This is a genomic window from Maribacter sp. HTCC2170 (genome assembly GCF_000153165.2).
In the GTDB taxonomy this organism is placed as follows: Bacteria; Bacteroidota; Bacteroidia; order Flavobacteriales; family Flavobacteriaceae; genus Maribacter_A.
The window spans coordinates 396683-423281 of record NC_014472.1; the positions used below are offsets into that span (position 1 = coordinate 396683).

Genomic DNA, 26599 nt, shown 5'->3' on the forward strand with positions numbered 1-26599 from the left:
TTCTATTCTTTTACCCAATTATTGGCAAAATCACAGCCCTTATTCGATTCATTTACGCTAATGTAAGTTTCATCAATATGCTCACTCATCCACTTTTTTATCGCATTATATTGCTTTTCGGTAAGTGCCAACTGTTGAATTTTTGTATAGTCTTTCGCAAAGTCGGCCACATGCTCATCGTACCTATTGGTAATATTGAGCAATTTGTATTTTGGGCCGCCACCCCTTGGATCCTGCTCTAGTATCGGATGGGAAATCTCATTATCTTTAAGGGTCCTTACTTGATTATAAAGCGCTGGGTCCATTTTGGTCAACTCAAATCTTGAATCATAAGTAATAGGATTTCTTAAAAGTCCACCATCAAATTTGGTTTCTTTTTCATCAGAAAAATTTCGTGCAGCATCGGCAAAAGAATACTTGCCTTCTTCAATATGTTTACGTATTGAATCCAATTCGGTTTTTGCCTCGTCCAATGATTCCTGTGAAATCTCTGGGGTAATCAAAATATGGCGTAAGTCAAGTTCTTGCCCCCTGATTTTTTCGATATAAATAAGATGGAAACCGAACATGGTTTCAAAAGGTTCTGAAACCGCGCCTTCTTGCATGCTAAATGCAACATCTTTAAAAGTTTTGTCAAAACCTGTATCCTTGGTAATACTATAAAAACCACCTTTTGACTTTGAACCAGGGTCTTGTGAATATAGTATTGCCTTTACGCTAAACTTTGCATCGTTATCCTCAACATCTGCTTTTATTGCACTCAACTTATCAATAACCTTCTGTTTTTCAATTTCCGTTGCTTTGGGTTGCTTTACAATTTGTGAAATCTCCATTTCAGCCCCAAAAACAGGCCGCTCATCCTCTGGGATTTTATTGAAAAACTGACGCACTTCTTCTGGTGTAATCTCAATTTCGGAAACAATACTACTCTGCATTTTTTCCGAAAGCATCCTTAACTTATTAATTTTATTAATGTCCTCTCTTAAGCTAGCTTCATTTTCTTTTTTATAAAACTTCAGCAATTTAGCCATAGAACCCATCTGTGCAACGAAAGATTGTATTTGTCTCTCAGTGGTCAAACTTACCTCATCATCTGAAACCAAAAGACTATCTTGAACTGCTTGATGTGCATAAAGGCGATCTTCCATCAATTTACCCAAAAGCCCACACCTAGTTATGTCTTCGGTCATTGCTCCTTGGCTTTTGAGATCAATGAGCGTTTTTTCAATATCAGATTCCAAAATAACATAGTCCCCTACTACAGCAGCGATACCATCCAATTTTAATTTTTTGAAATTACTCACGGAGTCTTTCTTGATACCCATATCGGCCTGAAGTTCTGGCTCTGGTGGTTCAATTTGTGTATCTGGGATTTGCTCAGTCACCTGGGAAACCACTACACTAGTAATAAATAGAAATGATAATAATGCTTTAATCTTTTTTGTCTTGTACATAGACTTCGAATTCTTTTTCTTTAATAGCTTCATCTATAATCTCGGTTTCCAACCTTCGAATATAGTCCAACTTTCTGCGGTTTAGTAGTACCTGCTTAATAGAGGGTTCAATATATGACAACGGAGCAATATCGTTGATTTCGAGTACCCCGGTAATCTTTGCCAAATATACCCCTAATGAATCCTGCAATTCAAAAAATTGTGATTTTTTTAAGTATCTATTCTGATTTTCAAGGGTCAACGGTGGGATTTCCTCTCGAACCCGCGAAGCACTCACCCATATTGAATCGTTAAAATTGAGCTTTTTAAATTGTACGCCAATAGAATCCAAATAGGTAACATCATCATCATCAAATTTTTTGAGTTTACTTATGACAGTTTCCTTATTCAGAAATTGCAATGGTAATTCTATAAACCGTAGGCTTATTATCTTTTCTTTTAACTTAAAGTTCTCTTTTTCTTTTTTATAAAACCCTTCCATTTGAGATTGGCTAACAACAGTGTCACTGCCCTGTTGAACAAGCGCTTCTTTATAGGCTCTAGTGTACAAGTCAGTTCTGTAAGTATTAACCAAAGCATCAAATTCGGCAAGCTTATCTTCAGATAGATTGATTTTGGACTTAGAAAGTAATAACTGTTTTGAGGCCCAATTATTAATATAACCAGTAACCAAAGAGGTACTGTCTTCTTTGGTCATGCCCTCGGTTAAAAAAGGAACAACATCTTCTTTATACAAATAGCTTTCCCCTACTCTGGCGATTGGGCCTTCACCTGAATTATCTTTCCAGACGGAATTGCATGCCACAAAGAAAAATGCCATGAACACCCATGAAAATTTATTGAATAGTGACTTTTTTAACCTAAAAAACATCCCGCAAAAATAACAATTACTTCATGTTAAACAAGTTATATATGCTTTCATTAACACATTTTTGGCGACCGCAAACAATATTTATTACATTAGTATTGCAAAGTTTGAAAAGATGAAATACACCACCGAAATTTTGATTGATTTGCCCTTGAACGAATTCATAAAAAAATTGGATAATCCTGACAACATGAAACATTGGCAAAAAGGTCTCGTAAAATACAACATCATTTCTGGAGCACCTGGTCAAGAAGGAGGGAAAATGGAGTTACGATATCAAATGGGCAAGCGAAAGATTGTAATGGTGGAAACCATACTTAAAAGAAATCTGCCCTATGAATTTCATACCACTTATGATACCAAGGGGGTTCATAATGTTCAAAAGAACTATTTCAAGGAGATTAGTGCCAGCCAAACTAAATGGATTTCAGAAGCTGAGTTTCAATTTTCAGGCTTTATGATGAAATTAATGGCATTTTTTATGCCAGGTGCTTTTAAAAAGCAATCTTTGAAATACCTAAAGGATTTTAAAGCATTTGCCGAAAAAGGTGTTTCCGTCGCTAATTCATAATTCAATAGACCATTATCTGTGCATAGAAAAATCAAGCTTATTTGGGACTTTAGAGGTCCTGCCGCAAGTAAAACTGCGGAACACCATGAGAAACACTTGAAAGAATACATTGCCATTGAAAAACTGACTTTGGATATAACAGGGTTTCAAGACATTAATGAAATGTATAGTATAGCCTTTATGGTTGTTGAGGAGGCTGACATGATTGCAGTTCGCGATGCATTAAAACCCCATCGCGGAGAAGTATATAGCGATCAATAGAATTGATAAAACCCTTTATGATCAAAAATCAACTTACAATATTTCTGGTTTTTTGCATAACAATTTCTTGCGCTGAGAAAAGTGTGATAAAAAACCCTATTGAATATGCCCTTACCTCTGAAAACATAAATATTAAAAGGGTCGTGGACAGTTTGGAACAATACGAGGTTCAAATTAAGCTATCCCAAATCAACCGTGTAAAGGATAGTATCATCTTTAAAGATTATGATTTTCAGGTTGATGAAAGCAATTATTTTTATCCTGCCAGTACGGTGAAATTCCCAATCGCCGTTTTGGCAATGGAAAAATTAAATAAATTGGATTCAATTGACATGAATACCAGATTTTATGTGGAAGGAGATTCCATTGAAACCACATTCGCAAATGATGTTTCTAAAATTTTTGCCGTAAGTGATAATCTAGCAAACAACAGATTATTGGAATTTATAGGTCAAGATGCAATTAATAAGAATTTAGAGTTAAAAGGAATTACTCCGGTAAGGATTGCTCATAGGCTTTCTACCGAAAATGCTGATGAGATCACTACTAAACCTTTAATCGTTTATTTAAATGATAGCACAACAGCCTCGATAAATGGTACAATCAATACATCAGCTAAACCACTTGAAATAAAAAGAACCGAAAAAGGTATAGGCTATTATGCCGAAGACTCTCTAATGACAGGCCCTTTCAGTTTTGCATTAAAAAACTATTATCCCATCAATGCACAACATTCGGTTCTCAAACGAATGATTTTTCCGGAAGTCTTTAATGAAAATGAACGATTCAATTTAAATGATGAACAGCGTGAATTCATCCTTGAAGCCATGCATACTTTACCCAAGAACGTTGGTTATGACCCTATAGAATATTACGACAGTTATGTTAAGTTTTTAATGTTTGGTGATAGTAGGGAAAATATGCCGGAAAATATTAAGGTTTATAATAAGGTGGGATATGCATATGGAACCTTGACTGATTGTGCCTATATTCTTGACGCCAAGAACAATATAGAATTTATGCTCACCACTACTATTTTAGTAAATAAGGACGGCATTTTCAACGATAATGTTTATGAGTACGAGGACGTTGGTATTCCATTCCTTGCCGAATTAGGAAGGGTTATTTACAAATACGAACTCAAAAGAAAGAAAAAATAGGCGGATCTGATGACACAAAAAGAGACAAGAATAAACAAATATTTAAGTGAAGTAGGCTACTGTTCCCGGCGGGCAGCTGACAAACTAATTGATCAGGGAAGAGTTACCATAAATGGTAAAGTACCTGAAATGGGCACTAAAATTATATCGGGCGATGAGGTTCGCGTAGATGGTGAGTTGATTTCAGAACCAAAAGAGAAACCTGTTTACCTTGCGTTCAATAAACCCATCGGAATTGTATGTACTACAGACACAAGGGTTGAAAAAGACAATATCATTGATTTTATTAATTATCCGAAACGTATCTTCCCTATTGGCCGTTTAGACAAGCCTAGTCAAGGGCTGATTTTTTTAACAAATGATGGGGATATAGTAAACAAGATTCTACGTGCCCGAAACCATCATGAAAAGGAGTACTTAGTAACTGTAGACAAACCCATCAATAAAAAATTTTTGGATCAAATGGCAAGTGGTGTTCCCATTTTAGACACTGTTACAAGAAAGTGCGAAATTACCGAAGTGAATAAATACCAGTTCAAAATTATTCTTACCCAAGGTTTAAATAGACAAATTCGTCGCATGTGTGAATACCTAGGTTACAATGTGAAAAAGTTGAAACGAATTCGTATAATGAATGTAAAACTGGACATGCCAATAGGAAAATGGCGTAATCTGACCAATTCAGAATTACAAGAAATTAATCGATTGGTTTCAGGTTCATCCAAAACCCACAACAAGATTAAATAAATATCATAACCAAATTGACAAGAAATTCACTTCTAAACGACAAATTAAAAAGATGTTTAGAAGGTATCATGATATTAGTCATTGCCGATTAGAAAATTGTTATCAATCTTTGCACGAAATTGGTGCATTCCGTTTCAAAAACTAGGTCTGCGCCAACATTTTATAAGCTATTTTTTAACAGCTTATGTCGCTAATTATCATTAACTTAGATAAAATCAATATTAAAGATTCAATATTAAAATTATCAATCATGACGAATAAACTCTTTCAAGGAACCAATAAGATGTATTCTGCAATTATTCTTGCGATACTATTTATTGGAATGGCCGGTATTCCCAATGCATCGGCTTTTTTTCAAGATGAACAGGAACAAGAAATAAACTTTAAACAGTATAAGGGTGAAATAAGAGATGCAGACAATAAAAAACCCTTGGTGTTCGCTACCTTAACGGTTGAAGGGACCAATATCAGTACTATTTCCAATACAGAGGGAGAATTCGCCCTGAAAGTTCCAAAAGATATGAGTGAAGGGAACGTCTTGATATCTTTTTTAGGATATAAAACCAAGTTGTTACCATTGGCACAGTTTAAAGATGGTAACAATAAAATTTATATGGACATCTCAATTGTTGAATTGTCTGAAGTAAGTCTGAGTATCCCTACCAATGCGGAGGGCCTGGTGAGAGAAACTTTAAAGAAAAGAGGGCAAAATTATTTTGATGACCCAACATTAATGACCGCCTTTTACAGAGAGACCATTAAAAAAAGGAAAAGGAATGTCTCACTTTCCGAAGCAGTAGTAAATATATATAAGACCCCTTACACATCGAGCAGAAAAGATGCCGTACAGTTATATAAAGCTCGAAAAAGTACGGATTACAGCAAATTGGATACAATTGCCCTTAAACTTCAAGGAGGTCCTTTTAATGCCCTATTTGTAGACATAATGAAGTATCCTGAATATATTTTCGCAGATAATTCATTGAACAAGTATGATTTTAGTTTTGACCGTTCTACTAAAGTAAAGGACAGGCAAATTTTTGTTGTTAATTTTATTCAAAAACCATCTGTTCACGAGCAATTATATAAAGGTAAATTATATATAGATGCTGAAAACAAGATATTGACCAGTGCCATTTACGCTTTGAACATTACAAATAAACATGAAGCTTCTAAGCTATTCGTGAGAAGAAAACCAAGAAATGCCAAAGTATGGCCAAACGAGGTTGCTTATAGGGTTGATTATCGAGAGAAAAACGGAAGATGGTATTACGGCTATAGCAATGTACTCTTGGAGTTTAAAATTGATTGGGATAAAAAGTTATTTAATTCTGTATATAGCATGACCTGTGAAATGGCTGTAACCGATTGGGAAAAGAATCTATCTAACGAAATGCCAAAATCCAAAGAGCGAATAAAAACTTCTATTATTTTAGGTGATGAAGCCATAGGTTTTGCGGATCCTGATTTTTGGGGTGAATATAATATTATTGAACCTGAAAAATCTATAGAATCAGCGATTAAGAAAATTCAACGACAACTTAAAAAATCTAAAACTCGTGGAGGCACTTCTGCTCCTTAAAAAGGATTTCGTCTAAATGAAAAAAGCGTCCTGATTTTACAATCAGGACGCTTTTCATTTATACCAATGAGTAAATTAGTTTGCCACCTCACTAATAAACTTTAATCTATAAAGTCTTAAATCTTCGTATTCGTATTCGCCATCAAACTCTTCCATTGCCTCTTCTAAATCATCTGTTTCGGCTTCCAAGAAATAATCATGAATTTCTTCTTGCTGGTCTTCATCCAAAACCTCATCAAGATAATAACCAATATTCAATTTTGTTCCGCTATAGACTATTTGTTCCATCTCTTTGATTAGTTCTGGAATCTCGAGTCCTTTGGCAGAGGCTATATCCTCCAGGTTCAATTTTCTATCAACATTTTGAATTATATAGAGTTTCAAACCTGAATTGGCTCCAGTACTTTTTACGACCAAATCGTCCGGGCGTAAAATATCATTCTCCTCAACATAGACGACAATGGCATCAACAAAAGGTTTGCCATATTTTTTTGCCTTGCCTTCCCCTACCCCATAAATATTTAACATTTCCTCCATGGTAATAGGATATTTCAATGCCATATCATCCAATGATGGATCCTGGAATACAACAAAAGGGGGAACACTAAGTTTATCTGCTTGGGATTTACGAAGAGATTTCAAAATCTTCAATAGTTTAACATCGGAAACCCCTCCTTTGGATGCACTCACAATTGCTTCATCTCTTTCCTTACTATACTCATGATCTTTGGTCATCATAAAGGAAGTTGGATTTGATAAAAACTCTTTTCCTTTTTCTGTAATATGTAGAATTCCGTACTGTTCTATTTCCTTTTTAAGAAGCCCGGCAACCAAAACTTGTCTAATTAGGGCCATCCAATGATTCTCGGTCTGATTTGAACCGATACCGAATACAGATTTTTCATTAGCCTTATGTGAAGAAACCAGGGCATTCACCTGTCCTGTAATTGTTTTTACAATTTCTTTGGATTTGAATTTTTCGCTTGTCTCTTCAACAGTTCGTAAAAGCTTTAAAACTTCATCCTTCGCTTCTTGCTTTTCTTTTGGGTTGCGGGTATTATCATCCATAGCTGCCCCATCTCCATTGACCTCATCAAATTCTTCCCCAAAATAATGGAGCATAAATTTTCTTCTTGACATCGAGGTTTCTGCATAGGCCACAACTTCTTGAAGTAAGGCATTTCCAATTTCCTGTTCCGCAACAGGTTTACCCGACATGAATTTTTCAAGTTTTTCAATATCCTTATAAGAATAAAAGGCCAAACAATGCCCTTCACCACCATCACGACCTGCACGACCGGTCTCTTGATAGTAACTCTCAATACTTTTGGGAATATCATGGTGAATCACAAAACGAACGTCTGGTTTATCTATTCCCATTCCAAAGGCAATGGTAGCAACAACCACATCTACATCCTCCATCAAAAACATGTCTTGATATTTTGAACGGGTCTTGGCGTCGAAACCAGCGTGATAAGGAACAGCACTTACTCCATTTACTTGTAAAACCTGAGCCAATTCTTCAACGCGCTTTCTACTAAGACAATAAACAATTCCAGATTTACCAGAATTCTGTTTCACGAAGCGAATAATATCTGAATCTACATTCGCTGTTTTGGTCCGAACCTCATAAAACAAATTGGCTCTATTAAATGAGGCCTTAAAAACCTTAGCATCAGTAATACCCAGATTTTTAATGATATCCTCTTGTACTTTAGGAGTAGCAGTTGCAGTAAGACCAATTATTGGGATGCTATCACCCAAACGAGCAACGATAGTTCTTAAATTTCTATACTCTGGCCTAAAATCGTGGCCCCACTCAGAAATACAGTGGGCTTCGTCAACGGCCACAAAAGAAATTCCAGCCGACTTTAAAAACTCAATATACACCTCTTTAGTCAAAGATTCCGGAGCAACGTATAACAATTTGGTAATCCCATTTGTTATATCCTCTTTTACCTGTTTCACCTCAGTCTTATTCAAAGAAGAATTCAATACATGGGCAATACCGTACTCTGAAGATATTCCTCGAATGGCATCGACCTGATTTTTCATTAAAGCAATTAAAGGAGATACGATAATCGCCGTCCCATTTTGCATCAAAGCAGGTAATTGATAACAGAGTGATTTTCCACCTCCTGTTGGCATTATCACAAAGGTATTCTTACCCTGGACAATGTTCTTGACGACTTCTTCCTGAAGCCCCTTGAATTGGGAAAAACCAAAATACTTTTTTAACGAGGCATGCAAATCAATTTCGTTAAGCCCCATTCCATGTTTCACCATTTATTTTCTTAAATCAATGACTATGAGTCATCTACCAATTATTTATATAAGTTAAGGCGTTTTATCCAAGCACACAAATAGTTCTTAAATATCCTTAAAAAACTTAAACTATTCTATAAAGTTAAGTTTATGTAATTTTGTAAACTTAAATATAATACAATCTTTTAGGATTACAATTCTTAACAATAATTATACATTGAACAATTCCGAAACGATTCTTAATCTAGCCAAAAAAACTATAGAGACCGAAAGTCAAGCTATTGGCAATCTGGCAAGTTTACTTGATGGCAATTTCTCCAAAACGGTGGAAAGTATATTAAATTCAAAAGGTAGGGTTGTCATAACCGGAATTGGTAAAAGTGCAATTATTGCAACCAAGATTGTAGCGACTTTGAATTCAACAGGCACACCTGCGATTTTCATGCATGCTGGTGATGCCATTCACGGAGATTTAGGAACCATACAAGAAGATGATGTGGTCATTTGTATTTCCAAAAGTGGTAATACACCCGAAATAAAAATGTTGGTCCCCTTAATTAAAAGAGGGAGTAATATATTGATTGGAATGACGGGTAATATAAGTTCATTTTTAGCACAACAAGCTCATTTTAATTTAAACACCTTTGTTGAAAAAGAGGCCTGTCCAAACAATCTAGCTCCGACCACCAGTACCAGCGCACAATTGGTAATGGGTGACGCATTGGCCATTTGTTTGTTAGAACTAAAAGGATTCAGTAGTAAAGATTTTGCAAAATATCACCCTGGAGGTGCTCTTGGCAAACGCCTCTACCTTACGGTTGATGACATTGTACAAATCAACGCTAAGCCACAAGTTAGTCTGGACACCGACGTTCGAAAAGTCATCGTTGAGATTTCTGAAAAAATGTTGGGTGTTTCTGCCGTTATACATGAAAATAAAATTGTTGGAGTGGTCACCGACGGAGATATTCGCCGTATGTTGAATAAGTATGACAGTATAAATGGATTGACGGCAAAAGACATCATGACTTCAAACCCAAAAACTGTTGATGTTAGCAAACTTGCCGTTGTGGCACTTGAATTAATGCAGGATAAAGGAATTTCACAACTACTGGCCGTTAAGGATGACGAATATAAGGGTGTGGTACATTTACATAATCTAATAAACGAGGGCATATTATAATGGCGAAAAAGAAGAATACGAAGCCTCATAACGAAATGTCGTTTTTGGATCATTTGGAAGAACTCCGCTGGCATTTAATACGCTCAGTTTTTGTTGTTGTTATAATAGGGTGTATTGCTTTTGTCATGCGCGAATTCATTTTCGACACGATATTATTTGGCCCTAAGAAAATGGATTTCCCTACTTATCGCTTTTTTTGCAAAGCTGCCACCTTTTTGGGTTTTGATTCTGCTTTCTGCGCCGACAAACTACCATTTACAATACAAAGTCGTCTAATGGCTGGGCAATTCTCTGCCCATATTTGGACCTCGATTTGGGCAGGATTCATCATAGGTTTTCCATATGTATTATATGAGATGTGGAAATTTATTAGTCCAGGACTGTATGAAAAAGAGCGAAAAAATTCGAGAGGTTTTATTCTTATTGCATCCTTTCTTTTCTTTTTAGGTGTCTTGTTCGGTTACTATGTTGTTGCGCCATTGTCCATAAACTTTTTAGGGACCTATCAAGTCAGTGCAGAGGTTACGAATGAATTCGATTTGGCTTCTTACGTGGCCACTGTTAGGTCTGCTGTTATCGCTTGTGGAGTTTTGTTTGAACTACCTATAATAATATTCTTCTTGACAAAAGTCGGATTGATTACTCCCGAAATAATGAAAAAGTATCGTAAGATTGCTCTTGTCATTGTTCTGATTTTATCAGCGGTAATTACTCCTCCAGATGTGGCAAGTCAGATAATCGTTGCAGTACCGGTATTAATTCTTTACCAAATAAGTATTTACATTTCTAAAATGGTGCTAAAACGTGAAGCCAAAAAAGAGGCTAAACTTAAAAAAGGTTAAAAAACCGTGAATAAGAATCCATTGCCCAGTTATTAGATCTAGATTTGAGGTAATAATTATTGGGTAATATACGGATCCGAGTATGAAGCTAAGAGCAGAAAACATTATGAAAGCCTATAGAGGGCGCCAAGTAGTGAAGGGCATTTCTTTGGAAGTGAACCAAGGCGAGATTGTAGGGCTATTAGGTCCAAACGGTGCCGGTAAAACTACTTCATTCTACATGATTGTGGGTCTCATAAAACCCAATAGCGGAAATATTTTCTTGGATGATATGGAAATCACAAAATTTCCGATGTATAAACGAGCTCAAAATGGTATTGGTTATTTGGCACAGGAAGCATCGGTTTTCCGGAAACTTAGCATTGAAAAAAATATATTGAGTGTATTGCAATTGACCAACCTAAGTAAGAAAGAGCAGCTCATGAAAATGGAGTCTCTTATCGAGGAATTTGGTTTAGGTCATATTCGAAAAAATAGAGGAGATTTACTTTCAGGTGGTGAACGACGTAGAACTGAGATTGCTCGTGCACTTGCCACTGACCCAAAATTTATTTTACTTGATGAACCCTTTGCTGGTGTGGATCCTGTGGCCGTCGAAGACATTCAGCGTATTGTCGCCCACCTTAAAGACAAAAATATTGGTATTCTCATAACAGACCATAATGTTCAGGAAACATTGGCGATTACCGAACGATCGTACTTAATGTTCGAAGGAGGGATTTTGAAATCTGGTGTACCTGAAGATTTAGCCGCGGATGAAATGGTACGCAAGGTATATCTTGGGCAGAATTTTGAGCTACGTAAGAAGAAGTTGGATTTTTAATTCATCAATTGTTTTTCACTCCCATTGTACCGACTAAAGAACTTAAAACATAAAAAGTGATTATCGCAGGCACTGCCAAGAACTTCATGGTCATAAGAAGTACCAAACTCACTATTATAAAAATGTAACGTTGAGAGTTTTCCTTGAAACTCCAATTCTTGAATTTCAAAGAAAACAACTCAATCTTCGAATTCAATAAATAGGCACTTAAAATAGTTACCCCAATAAGAAACCATTGGTTCAAAATAATTCCGTTCAACAAATCATTACTGTGATACAAAAGAATCAAAGGCAAAGAAAGAATCAATAAGGCATTTGCCGGTGTCGGTAAACCAATGAAAGAACTGACTTGATTTTCATCTATGTTGAACTTGGCCAAACGATATGCCGAGGCTAAAGTGATTAAAAACCCAAAAAATGGTAGTGGCGCAACTTTAAGCCCTACCCAAAAAGTATCATTCGCTGCCTGCGAAGACAAATCCACATTCCATCCACCGGTCATAGACATTCCCAATAGTTGGAACATTACAATTCCAGGAACAAGTCCACTCGTCACCATATCTGCCAACGAATCCAATTGTAAGCCTAAATCGCTCTTTACATTGAGCAATCTTGCAGCCAATCCGTCAAAAAAATCAAAAATAATTCCAAGAAGAACGAAAAATGCGGCAAGCTCTAATTGATTAAGTACCGCAAACACCGCAGCAATACTTCCGCATAACAAATTCATTAAAGTAATCAGATTGGGAATATGGCGTTTCATTGGTAGTCGTTTATGTAAAAATAAGACAAATTTCCATGAATTGTTTTCGTCCCACAATTTATTCAGATATTTGCGAGTGAACATTATTGACAAGGAATTATGTGGTTAAAAAAGTTATTTTTCTTCTTTACGTTTTTGTTTTCACTTGCGATTTACTCACAAATACCTGAGCTGTCGCCATTGTCAAAAATAAGTGTGCTTACCTGTGGGTCAGGCGATCAGTTATATTCTACGTTTGGCCATAGTGCATTTCGGGTTCAAGACAAGGCGGTCGGAATTGATGTAGTATATAATTATGGAGTTTTTGACTTTAGATCAAAAAACTTTTATGGGAAGTTTGCGAAGGGAAAGTTAGATTACACCTTGGCCAGACAACAGTATTCAAATTTCATTCGTGAATATAAATATGATCAACGCTGGGTGAATGAACAGCAACTTGAACTAACGCAATTGGAACGAAATGAGTTGTTTAAATTTTTAGAGAACAACTATCTCCCAGAAAACAGGGCCTATCAATATGATTTTTTCTATAATAACTGTTCAACCAAAATTTGGGATGTTTTAAAGAATGTATTCGGAAATAGATTATCAATAGACGAAAATTACCTGCAAAAACAGTTTACCCATCGAGAGCTCATACACCAGAACATGCCAACAAATTCATGGTCTGCTTTTGGTATTGATTTGGCCTTAGGGGCAGTAATCGATGATATGGCAACACCAAAGGAACATATGTTCTTGCCTTCATACATAATGCAGCAATTGAATACTTCTTTATTGGACTCTGAAGCCATAGCACCTCAGCAAATAGCTATTTATAAACCTACGCCAATAGAGAATACAAACAACTTTTTTCTAACACCGCTTTTTTGGTCATTGGTTTTAATGACAATCGTTTTTGTTGTCACTTACTTCGATTTCAAGAAAGCAAAAAGAAGCGGGTGGCTGGACTTTAGTCTATTATTATTCACTGGAGTTGCAGGAGTAATTATCTTTTTTCTTTGGTTCTTAACCGATCATACGGCAACTGCAAGCAACTATAATATATTATGGGCCTTCCCTCTAAATTTAAATCTTGCCTTTTTTGTTTGGCGAGTTAAACCTTTTTCAAAGTTGATTGAGTGGTATATTCTAATCCTCCTCTTCTTTTTAGTGGTGACAGCAATAATATGGTTACTAGGAATCCAAATATTTTCACCTGTAATTATTCCAATTCTACTGGCACTTGTAGCTAGGTATACATTTTTATATTTCAGCAATAGAAATCAAAATTCCCAAAAATCTAAATGAATCTACTTTCAGTTGAAAACATAGCAAAATCTTATGGCGAACTTGTACTTTTTGACAATCTTTCTTTCGGGGTCAACAAAGACCAGAAAATAGCCCTGATTGCAAAAAATGGAGATGGAAAAACATCTATCCTCAATATTCTTTCTGGCAAGGACACCCCAGATTCTGGTCTAGTTAATTACAGGAAAGGTGTTCGAGTGTCTTTTTTGGAACAGGAACCGGCTATGAATCCAGACTTAACAGTTGAAGAAACCATTTTTGCTTCAGACAATGATGTTCTCAAGGTTATTCTTGCATATGAGAGAGCTTTGGAAAACCCAGAGGATGAAGAAGTCTATCAAAAGGCTTTCGAAGCCATGGACCGCTTTGATGCTTGGGACTTTGAGACCCAATACAAACAAATCCTGTTTAAACTAAAACTAGAAGATATCCATGCAAAGGTAGGGTTGCTTTCAGGTGGTCAAAAAAAGCGTCTGGCCCTGGCAAATGCGCTCATAAATAGACCTGATTTATTGATTTTGGATGAACCCACCAACCATCTTGATTTAGAAATGATCGAATGGTTGGAGCATTATTTTGCTAAAGAAAACATGACCTTGTTCATGGTTACCCATGACCGTTATTTCTTAGAACGCGTATGTAACGAAATCATTGAACTTGATGGCGGCAAATTATACCCATACAAAGGCAATTATTCATATTATCTTGAAAAGAAAGAAGCCCGAATTGAACAAGAAAATGTTGAACAGCATAAATCCAAGTTACTATTCAAAAAGGAATTGGCTTGGATGCGTAGACAACCTAAAGCCAGAACTACAAAATCAAAATCCAGAATCGATGATTTTAAGGTAATCAAAGAGAAAGCCCATCAACGACGAAAAACACATGAGGTTCAGCTGGAAATTAATATGGAACGTATTGGGAGTAAAATCCTGGAGTTACATAAGATATCAAAATCATATCCCGATAAACCCATTTTAAATCAGTTTGAATATACCTTCACCAAAGGTGAACGTATTGGTATTATTGGGAAAAACGGAACTGGCAAATCAACTTTCCTGAATATACTATCTGGAAATGATCAACCCGATGGTGGTAAAGTTGTTGTTGGTGACACAATAAAATTCGGTTACTATACACAGAAGGGAATTACCATAAAGCAAGGGCAGAAAGTCATAGATGTTATACGCGAGTTCGGAGACTATATTCCGTTAAAGAAAGGACGGCAAATATCCGCGCAACAACTTTTGGAACGTTTTCTCTTCGATAGAAAAAAACAATATGATTTCGTAGAAAAGTTAAGCGGTGGTGAGCGTAAACGGTTGTATTTATGCACTGTCTTAATCCAGAATCCAAATTTTTTGATTTTGGATGAACCAACAAACGATCTTGATATTGTCACCTTAAATGTTTTGGAAAGTTTTCTATTGGATTTTCCTGGTTGTCTTCTTGTTGTTTCCCATGATCGTTATTTTATGGATAAGATTGTTGACCATCTCTTTGTTTTTAGAGGAAATGCCGTGATTGAAGATTTTCCTGGCAATTATTCTGATTTTAGGGCGTATGAGGATAGCAAGGTGTTAGAAAACAGAGCAGATAAAGGTAAAACCTCAGAGAATAATTTAGCAAAAAGTCCTTGGAAAGAAACCGATAGTTCCGCAAAGCTTTCCTATCTAGAACAAAAAGAGTACAAATCACTGGAAAAAGAAATTCAAAAATTAGAGAAAAAAAAAGAGGAAGTTCAAAACAATTTTACAAAAGATGGTCTTACAGGTGAAGATATAGATGCTTTGTCAATTGAGCTTAAAGAAATAGCTGAAGCCATTGAAACAAAAACCGAGCGCTGGTTCGAATTATCGGCTATAATGGAAGGATAATAATAAATCCAAAATGCTCTACAAAATCTTCTCATATTTAAAATTTATTTTCACGGCGACCAACCAGCACGGAGTTCATTCTCCGTTCATTTACAATTTCGTTACGAAATGTCTGTATAAAAAATCTAAATTCAAACACCCCAAAACTTTTAGGGTTTTACTTGAAAGTTGCTCATATTTCAATGTGAAGAAAATAAGTATCATCCCAAAAAATATGCATGTTCAAAGTTTGATAAAAAATACATACCCTCAAATAGATTTTAATGAGCAACCATATGATATCATTTATATGGATTTGCCAAATACCAAAATGTTCAACGGTATACTCAAAAATAGATTATACCATAATAATAGTATGCTATTGGTTAAAAACATATACCAAAGTAAAGACAGTTCGCAATCTTGGGAATTAATTAAGAGTAATGTCGAAATCACGGCTTCTATAGATATGTTTCATTGCGGGGCTTTATTCTTTAGACAAGAACAAACAAAAGAACATTTTAAGATTAGAATATAAACTCTTAACTTTAGTTACTGAACTCGTCTAAGATTATTCATTAAATTAAATAACATGGAATATCCCATATATACGGTTCTCGGTGTACTTTTTGTAATATATCTTTTTATTACGATTTACAATAGAAAAAAATCCAAAAGAAGAAGATCAAAAAAATTCATGGATGGATACGAACGTCAAGATCGAAAATCCAACAATGAATAAAAAACCGTAGAAAATAGAATGAAGATATATACAAAAACTGGAGATAAAGGCACAACCGCACTCTTTGGTGGAACAAGGGTTTCTAAACATCATATTAGAATTGATAGTTATGGCACCATCGATGAGTTAAATGCTTGGCTAGGATTAATTCGGGACCAAGAAATCGATGAGCGTTCCAAGAATACGCTTGCCATCACCCAAGACAAACTCTTTACGGTTGGGGCAGTTTTGGCAACCGATCCTGAAAAAGCAGTTCTAAAAAGTGGAAAAGAACGCCTTAACATACCCAAAATAGACAATACTGACATTGAATTATTGGAAAAGGAAATGGATGCGATGAACAAGTCATTACCTCCCATGACCCATTTTATTCTTCCTGGAGGTCACACTACTGTGTCATACTGTCATATTGCCCGCACAGTTTGTCGAAGAGGCGAGCGCATGGCCACCCAACTTTTCGAGAAAGAACCTTTTGATGACAATGTATTATCTTACATCAATAGACTTTCGGACTACCTATTTGTCTTGGCACGAAAATTGTCTAAAGATTTAAAAGCAGAAGAAATCAAGTGGATTCCTGAAAAAAAAGGCTAATAAATACCGATTTTCTTCGTTATCAAACTATTAAAGCAGAAATAATAGAAAAATATCTTGGGTATATCAGGATAAAAATTACTTTTGCAAAAATTATAAATATATTTTATTACCATGTATTGGACATTAGAACTAGCATCTTATTTAAGCGATGCACCTTGGCCAGCTACCAAAGACGAGTTAATCGATTATTGTATTAGAACCGGAGCCCCTTTAGAGGTTGTGGAAAATTTACAGGCAATGGAAGAAGAAGGTGGAGAAATTTATGAGTCCATCGAAGAGATTTGGCCCGATTACCCAACAGAAGAAGATTACCTCTGGAATGAGGATGAATATTAATAACAGTATCAAAAAAACAAAAAGTCTCCTCGGAGGCTTTTTTTTATGATTTTATTACCACTGCCTACCCAAGAAAAAAGAAGAAAATAGTATTCAAAATGTTAACTTCGCAGGGAAAAGAAAAACCAAGGGTAAGTTCTCGGTAATTTTGGCAGTTAAATAAGTCATTTCCCAATAATTCATAGTATGGAATGCCTTTTGCTCTACCCAGGCATTGACCTTGCAAAAAAATATAAAAGTCTTTAAAGTTCAAAGAACCATGTTCGGGTAACTTTCAATATAATATTAGAAAATATGAGTTTCTTAAATTCAGTACTAAAGGCGTTTGTCGGTGACAAATCGAAAAAAGATGTAAAGGAATTACAACCAATTCTCAATCAAATAAAATCATTTGAAACAGCTTTGGAGAATTTGAGCATAGATGAATTACGTGCCAAAACTTCCGAATTCAAGGCAAGACTAAAAAATGACAGCCAAGATCTCGATGACAAAATTGCTGAGTTGAATGATAAAGTCCATGCGTCAACAGATATTGACAAGAATGAGGAAATTTATGCTGAAATAGATAACCTTAAAGAAGAGTCATATAAAATATCTGAAGATACATTAAACGATATCTTACCTGAGGCATTTGCTGTAGTTAAGGAAACAGCGAAAAGGTTCGTCGCCAATGAAACACTTGAAGTTACAGCTTCAGAATTCGACAGAAAAATATCTGGCGCTAAAGATTACGTGACCTTAGATGGTGATAAGGCCGTATGGAAAAATTCATGGGATGCTGCGGGGAAAGAAGTAACATGGGACATGGTACACTACGACGTACAGTTGATAGGTGGTATTGCGTTGCATCAAGGTAAAATTGCCGAAATGCAAACAGGAGAGGGTAAAACCTTGGTCGCTACCCTGCCAATGTATCTAAATGCGCTTTCAGGCCATGGAGCCCACTTGGTAACCGTTAATGATTATTTGGCAAAAAGGGATAGTGCTTGGATGGCCCCAATTTTTGAATTCCACGGACTGTCGGTAGATTGCATAGACCACCATAAACCTAATTCTGAAGGGCGTAGGGCAGCTTACAATGCCGATATCACTTATGGTACAAATAATGAATTTGGATTTGACTATTTGCGTGACAATATGGCCCATACACCAAAAGATTTGGTTCAAAGGCCCCACCATTATTCCATTGTTGATGAGGTGGATTCTGTTTTAGTCGATGATGCACGTACACCACTAATTATTTCAGGACCCGTTCCCGAAGGTGATCGTCATGAATTTAATGAACTCAAGCCTAAAGTTGGTGATATCGTTCAAAAACAAAGGCAACATTTAACCGGGGTTTTAGCTGAGGCGAAAAAGGCCATTGCTGCCGATGACGCAAAGGAAGGTGGTTTTTTATTGCTCCGTGTTTACAGAGGTTTACCTAAAAACAAAGCACTTATCAAATATTTAAGTGAAGAAGGGGTGAAACAACTGTTACAGAAGACCGAGAACTTCTATATGCAAGACAACAACCGCGAGATGCCTAAAGTAGATGAGGATCTTTTATTCGTTATTGATGAAAAAAACAATCAGATTGAACTTACGGATAAAGGTGTAGACTATATTTCTGGAGAGCAAAATAGAGATTTCTTTGTGATGCCCGATATTGGTGGGGAAATAGCCAAAATTGAAAATCAAGGTCTTGAAATTGAAAAGGAGGCTGAGCTAAAGGAAGAACTTTTTAAAGATTTTACAGTAAAAAGTGAGCGCATTCATACCATGAGCCAATTGTTGAAGGCATATACTCTTTTTGAAAAAGATGTAGAGTATGTGGTTATGGATAACAAAGTAATGATCGTTGATGAACAGACAGGCCGTATTATGGATGGTCGTCGTTATTCAGACGGTTTACACCAAGCTATCGAAGCTAAAGAAAATGTAAAGATCGAGGCGCTGACTCAAACCTTCGCCACAGTTACTTTACAGAACTACTTTAGAATGTACAAAAAATTGTCTGGTATGACAGGTACTGCGATTACTGAAGCTGGGGAATTTTGGGAAATCTACAAGTTGGATGTAATGGAAATTCCAACAAACCGGCCTATCGCCAGAGATGATAGAAACGATTTGATCTATAAGACCAAGCGTGAAAAATATAATGCAGTTATAGACGAAGTAACGAAGTTATCACATGCCGGAAGACCCGTACTAATAGGTACCACTTCAGTTGAAATATCGGAGTTATTATCGCGGATGCTGAACATTCGAAAGGTACCTCATAATGTACTTAATGCCAAGTTACATAAAAAAGAAGCAGACGTAGTAGCTGAGGCAGGTTATGCCGGCATTGTTACTATAGCAACGAATATGGCTGGTCGTGGTACTGATATTAAACTTTCCGATGAAGTTAAAAAAGCAGGCGGTTTGGCCATTGTCGGTACAGAACGACATGATTCTAGACGTGTAGACAGGCAGCTAAGAGGTCGTTCGGGTCGTCAAGGTGATCCTGGAAGTTCACAATTCTATGTGTCCTTAGAAGATAACCTTATGCGTTTATTCGGTTCTGACCGTGTAGCTAAAATGATGGATAAAATGGGCTTGGAAGATGGAGAGGTGATCCAGCATTCCATGATGACCAAATCAATAGAACGTGCTCAGAAAAAAGTTGAGGAAAACAACTTTGGGGTACGTAAACGATTACTGGAATATGATGATGTTATGAATGCCCAACGTGAGGTTGTTTACAAAAGAAGACGTCACGCCTTGCAAGGAGAACGTTTAAAGGTAGATATTGCCAATATGGTCTATGATACTTGTGAGGTCATCACAGATACCAACAAAGCGGCCACTGATTATAAAAACTTTGAATTTGAATTGATTAAGTATTTCTCAATTACCTCTCCAATAACTGAAAAAGAATTTGAGAAACTGCCAGTTAAGGAAATTTCAAATACCATTTACAAAACCGCGTATGAATATTATCAGGAAAAGATGGAGCGCAATGCGGCCACTGCCTTTCCGGTAATCAAAAAAGTATATGAAGATAACTCGAATAAGTTTGAGCGAATCGTTGTTCCGTTTACCGATGGTATAAAGAGTTTGAATGTTGTAACCAATCTAAAGGATGCTTATGATTCTGACGGAAAACAATTAGTGACCGATTTTGAAAAGAACATAACACTTGCAATAATTGACGATGCTTGGAAAACCCATTTGCGTAAAATGGATGAATTGAAGCAATCTGTTCAGTTGGCCGTGCATGAGCAAAAAGACCCCCTTTTAATCTATAAATTCGAAGCTTTTGAACTATTCAAGGGCATGATAGATAAAGTGAACAAAGAAGTTGTCTCTTTCCTTTTCAAGGGAGAATTACCAACTGAAAATCCGAATGAAATCCAAAATGCAGGTAATGTCAGAAGGCCAAAGGAAAACTTACAGACCAGTAAAGAGGAAATTCCCAATAGTGATGAGTTGGCGGCACAAAATAGAGCTGCAGGTCAAACACAAGGACAAAGGCCTGCCGTTACTGAAACTATTGTAAGAGAAAGACCAAAAATTGGTCGAAACGAACGTGTGACTATCAAAAATGTTATGTCTGGTGAAAGTAAGACAGTCAAATACAAACAAGCTGAACCTTTAATTGATAAAGGGGAATGGGTTTTGACTGAAGATTAATAATCTCTGTTACGAGTTCTTTATATGGCGACCAAATGGTCGCCATTTTTTTGATTAAAATTCAATATCTTTAGAAGAATCAAACTTTTCAAGATGAATACCACTAGACGTAAGTTCCTTTCCTCAATAAGTATGCTGGCGGCCTCAACCGCAATTCCTTTGCACGCTTTCAATTTCGGAAAATCAAAAAAGCTTAAAATAGCGCTCATAGGAACGGGAATCCGAGGTACATCCTTCTGGGGTAAACGACTTGTTGATGAGTATTCTGATATTTTAGAGTTTGTTGGACTTTGTGACATCAATCCAGGGCGATTGGCGTATGGAAAAAAATACATAGGGGCCTCCTGCCCTACTTTTACAGACTTTGAGAAAATGGTACATGACACCAAACCAGACTTGGTAATAGTTACCACCAAGGATTCGACCCATCATGAATTTATCATCAAAGGTTTGGAAATGGGATGTGATGTACTTACAGAAAAACCTTTGACAACAGATGAAAACAAATGCCAGGCAATCTTGGATGCTGAAAAAAAATCAAACAAAAACCTGATTGTTGGTTTCAATTATCGATGGAGTCCCTACGCCACAAAAATCAAAGAATTATTGGCGAACAAATCTATTGGAAAACTAGTTTCTGTTGATTTTCATTGGTATTTAAATACGTATCATGGTGCTTCATATTTTAGACGTTGGCATGGGCAAATGAACAGTGGAGGTTCATTATGGGTTCATAAAGCCACACATCATTTTGATCTTTTGAATTGGTGGATCAACTCTGAACCCAATGAGGTTTTTGCCTATGGTGATTTGGAGTTCTATGGGAAAAATGGAGATTTTCGAGGTGAAAATTGTCGTAATTGCAATCATAAAAAAAACTGTGATTTCCACTGGGACATTACCAAAGACAAAAGGTCAATGCAATTATATGTAGACCATGAGGAACATGATGGTTATATTAGAGACAATTGTCTTTTTCGAAATGAAATAGATATTTATGATAAAATGTCTGCTCAAGTAAAATATACCAACAACACTGTTCTTAATTATTCACTTACCACATATTCGCCCTTTGAAGGGTGGCGTGTTTCTTTTAATGGCACTGAAGGTAGAATTGAAGCCTGGCAAGACATCCCATATAACAAACAAATGACCATTAGTGAAGCTGAAAAGCATACCAAGGAAATGGAACAAACCAATTCTGAGGAAAAGCAATATGAACCATTGATTTTGCATAAACTATGGTCAAAACATGAGACAATTAAGGTGGGCATGGAGAAAAGTGGCCATGGTGGTGGTGATAAAAGACTTCATGACAAAATTTTTGTAAATCCAGACATGGCTGATGCTTACGGAAGAACTGCCGGAGTTAGGGATGGAGCTATGTCGATACTCATTGGTGTAGCCGCTCGACGAAGTATTGAAAAAGGATCTCCTATAAAAATTAGTGACCTAACCGATCTTGAACCAAGAATCAGTAGAGGGTAGCATCTTTTGTGGACTTTCATAACCAGATAATACCTAATTTTATTAAAGAGTTTAACTTTCCCATCATTTTATCGACATCCATTTGGATTTAACCGTAAAACATAACTAGTTTTACGGTACCGAGCATAGTTTTTATTAAAACAATATTTTGTAGGATGTTGTTTTATTTAAATGAGGCTAAATAATTAACCTAAAGTATGTCTGAAACCGCGATTAATCAAGAGCGATTGAATGATAAAATTAAATTGGTCTTAAAGGTCAATTATTTTAGTTCTGCACTTGCTTTATGTTTTGGGATAGCTTGTTACTTTTTATTAGGTATTACGGAGATAATACCTTACGCATTTATAGCTTTTGGTATAGCTAATTTGATTAATACCTTTTTATTTCAAAAGCATAAATCCTTAACAACAACATATAACATCACCTCTGTACTTGCACTTATCAGCACTTTGATCATAACATTATACAGTGGGGGTATTTCCAGTCCATTTATTTTCATTTTGGCACTTATTGTATTTGCAGGTTATGTAACTACCAGAAAATACGGGCAGATTTATTTAAACTTAATTTTCTTTCTGATAATATTGGTTTATTCACAAAGCCTTCCCGAATTTAGTTTTACACACAATGTTATTCCTTCAGAATCGCTAGATGTTTTTGGCTTGTGCAGTGTGCTTTTTGCTGTTTATCTTCTTGGCCATGTTTTTGGAAAAAACCTCTTGCGCACGCACCATGCCCTATATAGATCAAAAAACCAATTGCAAAAAAGAATTAATGAAAAGGAGACACTTTTGAAGGAAGTGCACCATCGTGTAAAAAACAATCTTCAGACCGTATCTAGTTTGTTAAGCCTACAAACGAGGAGTATAGAGGATGATAAAATGAAAAATATCATTAAAAGTAGTCAGAACAGGGTCATTTCCATGGCAATGGTTCATGAGATGCTATATATGCGGGATGATTTATCTAAGATTGAGTATAAAACATATGTAAAAGAACTAAGCGAATATCTGATACGCTCATTAAAAGGAGCGGAGAACAACATAACGCTTAACATAGATATTGCTGATATAAAATTGGGGATTGATACTGCAATTCCCTTAGGTTTATTAATCAATGAAGCTATTACAAACGCTCTTAAGTATGGAATTGTTGACGATAATGAAGGTGAAATAAATATCGCTATTAAAAAAGAACCCAATAACGAATACGTATTGAATATTGGTGATAACGGTATTGGATTCGATGATACAATAGATCATAAAACCACAAAGTCATTAGGATTAAAACTAATACACAACTTGGCACGCCAATTAAAAGGTTCTATAAGCAAGGACCATTCCAAAAAAGGCACGAATTACATTGTAAAATTTACTGAAGTTGGGCAAGAATTTCGCTCAATCGTTTAAGCTGATAATTAATCAACATCACCTTCAACATTCGACATGAAAAGCGAATGGGGTTTTGGTTATATTCCCTATATTTAAACGACTAATTCAAAATACCCATCCATGTTTAAGAGATTACTCCTTTTGTTGCTGTTTTGTGGCTCTACACTTTACGGCCAAGATTATTTTTTTAAAAAATTCCATCCTTTTAGCTCAGAAATTCCATCTCCGGAGCAATTTTTGGGTTATGGTATTGGTGAACATCATACGCGACATGACTTAATAGTGGCCTATTTAGAAAAGCTAGCAGAAGTTTCCGATAGGGCATCTATTCATTACTACGGAAAGACACACGAAGGTCGAAAATTGGTGATTCTTACAATCACAAGTCCTGACAACTTATCAAACCTCGACAATCTAAAACAACAACATTTGGCATTTACCAATCCCAATGACAATGTCTCTAATTATGATGACATCCCAATTTTTATCAATCTTGCTTATAATGTGCATGGTAATGAGCCTTCAAGTTCAGAAGCAGCCTTATTAACGGCTTATACATTCGCTGCATCAAACAATCCAGAAATTTTAAACTATTTGAATAATGCTGTGATTTTTGTTGATCCTACGATAAATCCTGATGGTCGAGATAGACATACGCAATGGGCAAACACCTACCAAGGTAATCCTAATGTTGCGGATCCACAGGATGCCGAACATAATGAATATTGGCCTGGAGGGCGTACGAACCACTATTGGTTCGATTTAAACCGCGACTGGCTTTTAGGTATAAATCCCGAAAGTAGAGGTAAATTGACTTGGTACCATGAGTGGTATCCGAACGTTGTTACCGATTTTCATGAAATGGGAACCCAAAGCTCTTATTTCTTTGAGCCTATGAAAGAAAATGGTTCATTGAACCCAATCATGCCCAAAGAAAATTATAGAGATTTAAATGATATGTTCGGAGCACAATTTGCGAAAGCCTTGGACAGTATAGGCTCTTTTTATTTTACAAAAGAAGTTTTTGACGGTACTTACCCTGGCTATGGCTCTTCATACCCAGACTTGCAAGGGGGATTGGGGTTGTTGTTTGAACAGGCCAGCTCTAGAGGACATAAGCAAACAACGGCTTTCGGGGAAATCACTTTTCCGTTCACGATACGTAATCAATACACCTCAAGTATCACAACGGTAAAAACAGCTGTCAAGAACAAGGCGTATATGCGAAAGTATCAACAAGAATTTTTTAAAAGTGCAATTACCAAATCTTCTAAGAGTAAGATAAAGGGATACACTTTTGGTGATGCCCATGATCAAAATAGAAATAAGGCTTTCATTGATAAATTGCTCTTACATAAGATAGATGTGTATAAATCGGGGAATAAATTCGTGGTACCGACGAAGCAACCACAATACAGAATGGTACAGACCATGTTCGAAACCTATTCTAAATATAGAGACAGTGTTTATTATGATGCTTCCGCCTGGTCTGTAGGTAACTTTTACAACATGAAGTACCGACCAGTCACATCATTGAACATAGGAGACAAAATCACAACAACCGATAACCTTGTGAAGGTTTCCCCAATCCAAAAATCCAATTATGCCTATATAGTTGACTGGGATGATTACAATGCTCCTGCAGCACTCAATTACCTTCAAACAAATGGTTTAACAGTTTCCTCCTCATTTAAGCCATTCACTGCAAAAGTTGGTTCAAACTCAAAATCTTTTAACTATGGGGCGTTGGTAATACCGGTAAGTCTTCAAAAGAAGGATGCAAACACCGTATTTCAGCTTGTTCAAAAAGTGCAAAAAAAATACCAAGTCCCGGTCTTTGGCGTGAATTCTGGGTATAGCTTAAAAGGCATTGACCTTGGAAGTAGTTATGTTTCCCCGCTTAAAAAACCAAAAGCAGCCATGCTCATTGGTGAGGGAGTTCGCTCTTATGAAGCTGGTGAAGTATGGCATTTACTGGATACTCGAGTTCATATGCCAATTACAAAAATCCCAATGCGAAATTTTAACAAAGCCAGTTTGGACAAATACAAGACCTTGGTAATGGTATCTGGTAGGTATAGTTTTACAGAAAAACAATTGGCCAAAATCAAATCTTGGGTGAGCAAAGGCAACACATTGATTACAATTGGCACAGCCACCAAATGGGCAGTGGACAAGAAATTGGTAAAAGAAGAATTAACTAAAAAAGAAAAAGACACCACAGCAATAGCTGTTCGAAAACCCTATGTTGATGCTCGTGAAAATCTAGGCAAAGAAAGTGTTGGGGGTATTATTCTCAAAGTGGATATAGACACCACCCATCCCCTGGCCTTCGGATATCATGACTCTTCTATTCCTGTTTATAAGAATAATACAGTATGGTTGGCGCCTAGCAAAAATGAATATGCCACTATTGGTAAATATTCGAGTAATCCTCATATAGACGGGTTTGTCACGAAGAAAAACATGGAAGAAAACCTAAAACCATCCGCCTCATTGGTGGTGAGCAAAGTTGGGGGTGGTAGAGTTGTTTTATTTGCGGACAATCCTAATTTTAGAGGGTCGTGGTATGGCACAAATCGACTATTCTTAAATGCTTTGTTTCTAGGTGATAAAATAAGAATTCCGTCAAGAGATTAATCAAACCATTTCTAATACTAAATACAACCAATACAAATGAAAAATGTAAGATTTATATTAGCTGTAATATTTTTGTGGTG

General features: G+C 36.3%; 22 protein-coding genes. 18 read left to right on the top strand and 4 right to left on the bottom strand.

The window, feature by feature from the left end:
- Positions 1–2: 2 nt before the first annotated feature.
- Both FB2170_RS01870 and FB2170_RS01875 read right to left on the bottom strand, forming a co-directional pair.
- On the bottom strand, positions 3–1454 hold the full coding sequence (locus FB2170_RS01870; protein WP_013304797.1) for a peptidylprolyl isomerase: 1452 nt from the start codon (positions 1452–1454) through the stop codon (positions 3–5).
- The gene (locus FB2170_RS01875) at positions 1432–2274 is read right to left on the bottom strand and encodes a peptidyl-prolyl cis-trans isomerase (protein WP_237701149.1); all 843 of its coding nucleotides are present in this window, start codon (positions 2272–2274) and stop codon (positions 1432–1434) included. The genes FB2170_RS01870 and FB2170_RS01875 overlap by 23 nt, the downstream gene beginning before the upstream one ends.
- A gap of 163 nt (positions 2275–2437) precedes the next feature.
- Between FB2170_RS01875 and FB2170_RS01880 the strand changes: the two genes are divergently transcribed.
- The 5 genes from FB2170_RS01880 (at position 2438) to FB2170_RS01900 (ending at position 6643) form a co-directional block, all read left to right on the top strand.
- Positions 2438–2893, top strand: a complete 456-nt coding sequence (locus FB2170_RS01880; RefSeq protein WP_041632635.1) for an SRPBCC family protein — start codon at positions 2438–2440, stop codon at positions 2891–2893.
- Between the two features lie 18 nt (positions 2894–2911).
- On the top strand, positions 2912–3154 hold the full coding sequence (locus FB2170_RS01885; RefSeq protein WP_013304800.1) for a hypothetical protein: 243 nt from the start codon (positions 2912–2914) through the stop codon (positions 3152–3154).
- A gap of 17 nt (positions 3155–3171) precedes the next feature.
- The gene (locus FB2170_RS01890) at positions 3172–4314 is read left to right on the top strand and encodes a serine hydrolase (protein ID WP_013304801.1); all 1143 of its coding nucleotides are present in this window, start codon (positions 3172–3174) and stop codon (positions 4312–4314) included.
- Between the two features lie 9 nt (positions 4315–4323).
- A complete protein-coding gene (gene rluF / locus FB2170_RS01895) occupies positions 4324–5061 on the top strand; it encodes a 23S rRNA pseudouridine(2604) synthase RluF (protein ID WP_013304802.1) in 738 nt (245 codons plus the stop codon).
- 250 nt (positions 5062–5311) lie between these two features.
- A complete protein-coding gene (locus tag FB2170_RS01900) occupies positions 5312–6643 on the top strand; it encodes a carboxypeptidase-like regulatory domain-containing protein (RefSeq protein WP_237701150.1) in 1332 nt (443 codons plus the stop codon).
- A gap of 75 nt (positions 6644–6718) precedes the next feature.
- Here FB2170_RS01900 and recQ read toward each other — a convergent pair whose 3' ends face one another.
- Positions 6719–8914: a DNA helicase RecQ gene (recQ, locus tag FB2170_RS01905; RefSeq protein ID WP_041632982.1), complete on the bottom strand. Its 2196-nt coding sequence runs from the start codon at positions 8912–8914 to the stop codon at positions 6719–6721.
- A 211-nt stretch (positions 8915–9125) separates the two neighbouring features.
- Here recQ and FB2170_RS01910 point away from each other — a divergent pair, with 211 nt between their 5' ends.
- From FB2170_RS01910 to lptB, 3 genes are all read left to right on the top strand, one after another.
- Entirely contained in the window at positions 9126–10091 is a 966-nt protein-coding gene (locus tag FB2170_RS01910; RefSeq protein ID WP_013304805.1) for an SIS domain-containing protein, read from the top strand.
- Positions 10091–10933: a twin-arginine translocase subunit TatC gene (gene tatC / locus FB2170_RS01915; RefSeq protein ID WP_013304806.1), complete on the top strand. Its 843-nt coding sequence runs from the start codon at positions 10091–10093 to the stop codon at positions 10931–10933. The genes FB2170_RS01910 and tatC overlap by 1 nt, the downstream gene beginning before the upstream one ends.
- 82 nt (positions 10934–11015) lie before the next feature.
- A complete protein-coding gene (lptB, locus tag FB2170_RS01920; protein ID WP_013304807.1) occupies positions 11016–11756 on the top strand; it encodes an LPS export ABC transporter ATP-binding protein in 741 nt (246 codons plus the stop codon).
- A gap of 4 nt (positions 11757–11760) precedes the next feature.
- Here the strand turns inward: lptB and FB2170_RS01925 are convergent, their stop codons facing one another.
- The gene (locus FB2170_RS01925; protein WP_041632636.1) at positions 11761–12519 is read right to left on the bottom strand and encodes a CDP-alcohol phosphatidyltransferase family protein; all 759 of its coding nucleotides are present in this window, start codon (positions 12517–12519) and stop codon (positions 11761–11763) included.
- A 180-nt stretch (positions 12520–12699) separates the two neighbouring features.
- Between FB2170_RS01925 and FB2170_RS01930 the strand changes: the two genes are divergently transcribed.
- From FB2170_RS01930 to FB2170_RS01970, 10 genes are all read left to right on the top strand, one after another.
- Positions 12700–13809, top strand: coding sequence for a DUF4105 domain-containing protein (locus FB2170_RS01930; RefSeq protein WP_237701151.1), 1110 nt, complete (start codon positions 12700–12702; stop codon positions 13807–13809).
- Complete coding sequence (locus FB2170_RS01935; protein ID WP_013304810.1) at positions 13806–15686, top strand: ABC-F family ATP-binding cassette domain-containing protein; 1881 nt, start codon at positions 13806–13808, stop codon at positions 15684–15686. The genes FB2170_RS01930 and FB2170_RS01935 overlap by 4 nt, the downstream gene beginning before the upstream one ends.
- 214 nt (positions 15687–15900) lie before the next feature.
- Entirely contained in the window at positions 15901–16203 is a 303-nt protein-coding gene (locus tag FB2170_RS17275) for a hypothetical protein (RefSeq protein WP_148232040.1), read from the top strand.
- Between the two features lie 54 nt (positions 16204–16257).
- Positions 16258–16407 (top strand): hypothetical protein, encoded by a 150-nt coding sequence (locus FB2170_RS17405; protein WP_013304812.1) that lies wholly within the window; start codon positions 16258–16260, stop codon positions 16405–16407.
- An 18-nt stretch (positions 16408–16425) separates the two neighbouring features.
- A complete protein-coding gene (locus FB2170_RS01945) occupies positions 16426–17001 on the top strand; it encodes a cob(I)yrinic acid a,c-diamide adenosyltransferase (RefSeq protein WP_013304813.1) in 576 nt (191 codons plus the stop codon).
- Positions 17002–17115: 114 nt separating this feature from the next.
- Positions 17116–17340, top strand: a complete 225-nt coding sequence (locus FB2170_RS01950) for a DUF2795 domain-containing protein (protein ID WP_013304814.1) — start codon at positions 17116–17118, stop codon at positions 17338–17340.
- 294 nt (positions 17341–17634) lie between these two features.
- Entirely contained in the window at positions 17635–20997 is a 3363-nt protein-coding gene (secA, locus tag FB2170_RS01955; RefSeq protein WP_013304815.1) for a preprotein translocase subunit SecA, read from the top strand.
- A gap of 93 nt (positions 20998–21090) precedes the next feature.
- A complete protein-coding gene (locus FB2170_RS01960) occupies positions 21091–22485 on the top strand; it encodes a Gfo/Idh/MocA family oxidoreductase (RefSeq protein ID WP_041632637.1) in 1395 nt (464 codons plus the stop codon).
- A gap of 197 nt (positions 22486–22682) precedes the next feature.
- Entirely contained in the window at positions 22683–23897 is a 1215-nt protein-coding gene (locus FB2170_RS01965; protein WP_013304817.1) for a sensor histidine kinase, read from the top strand.
- 102 nt (positions 23898–23999) lie between these two features.
- Positions 24000–26519: a M14 family zinc carboxypeptidase gene (locus FB2170_RS01970; protein WP_013304818.1), complete on the top strand. Its 2520-nt coding sequence runs from the start codon at positions 24000–24002 to the stop codon at positions 26517–26519.
- The last annotated feature ends 80 nt before the right edge of the window (positions 26520–26599 follow it).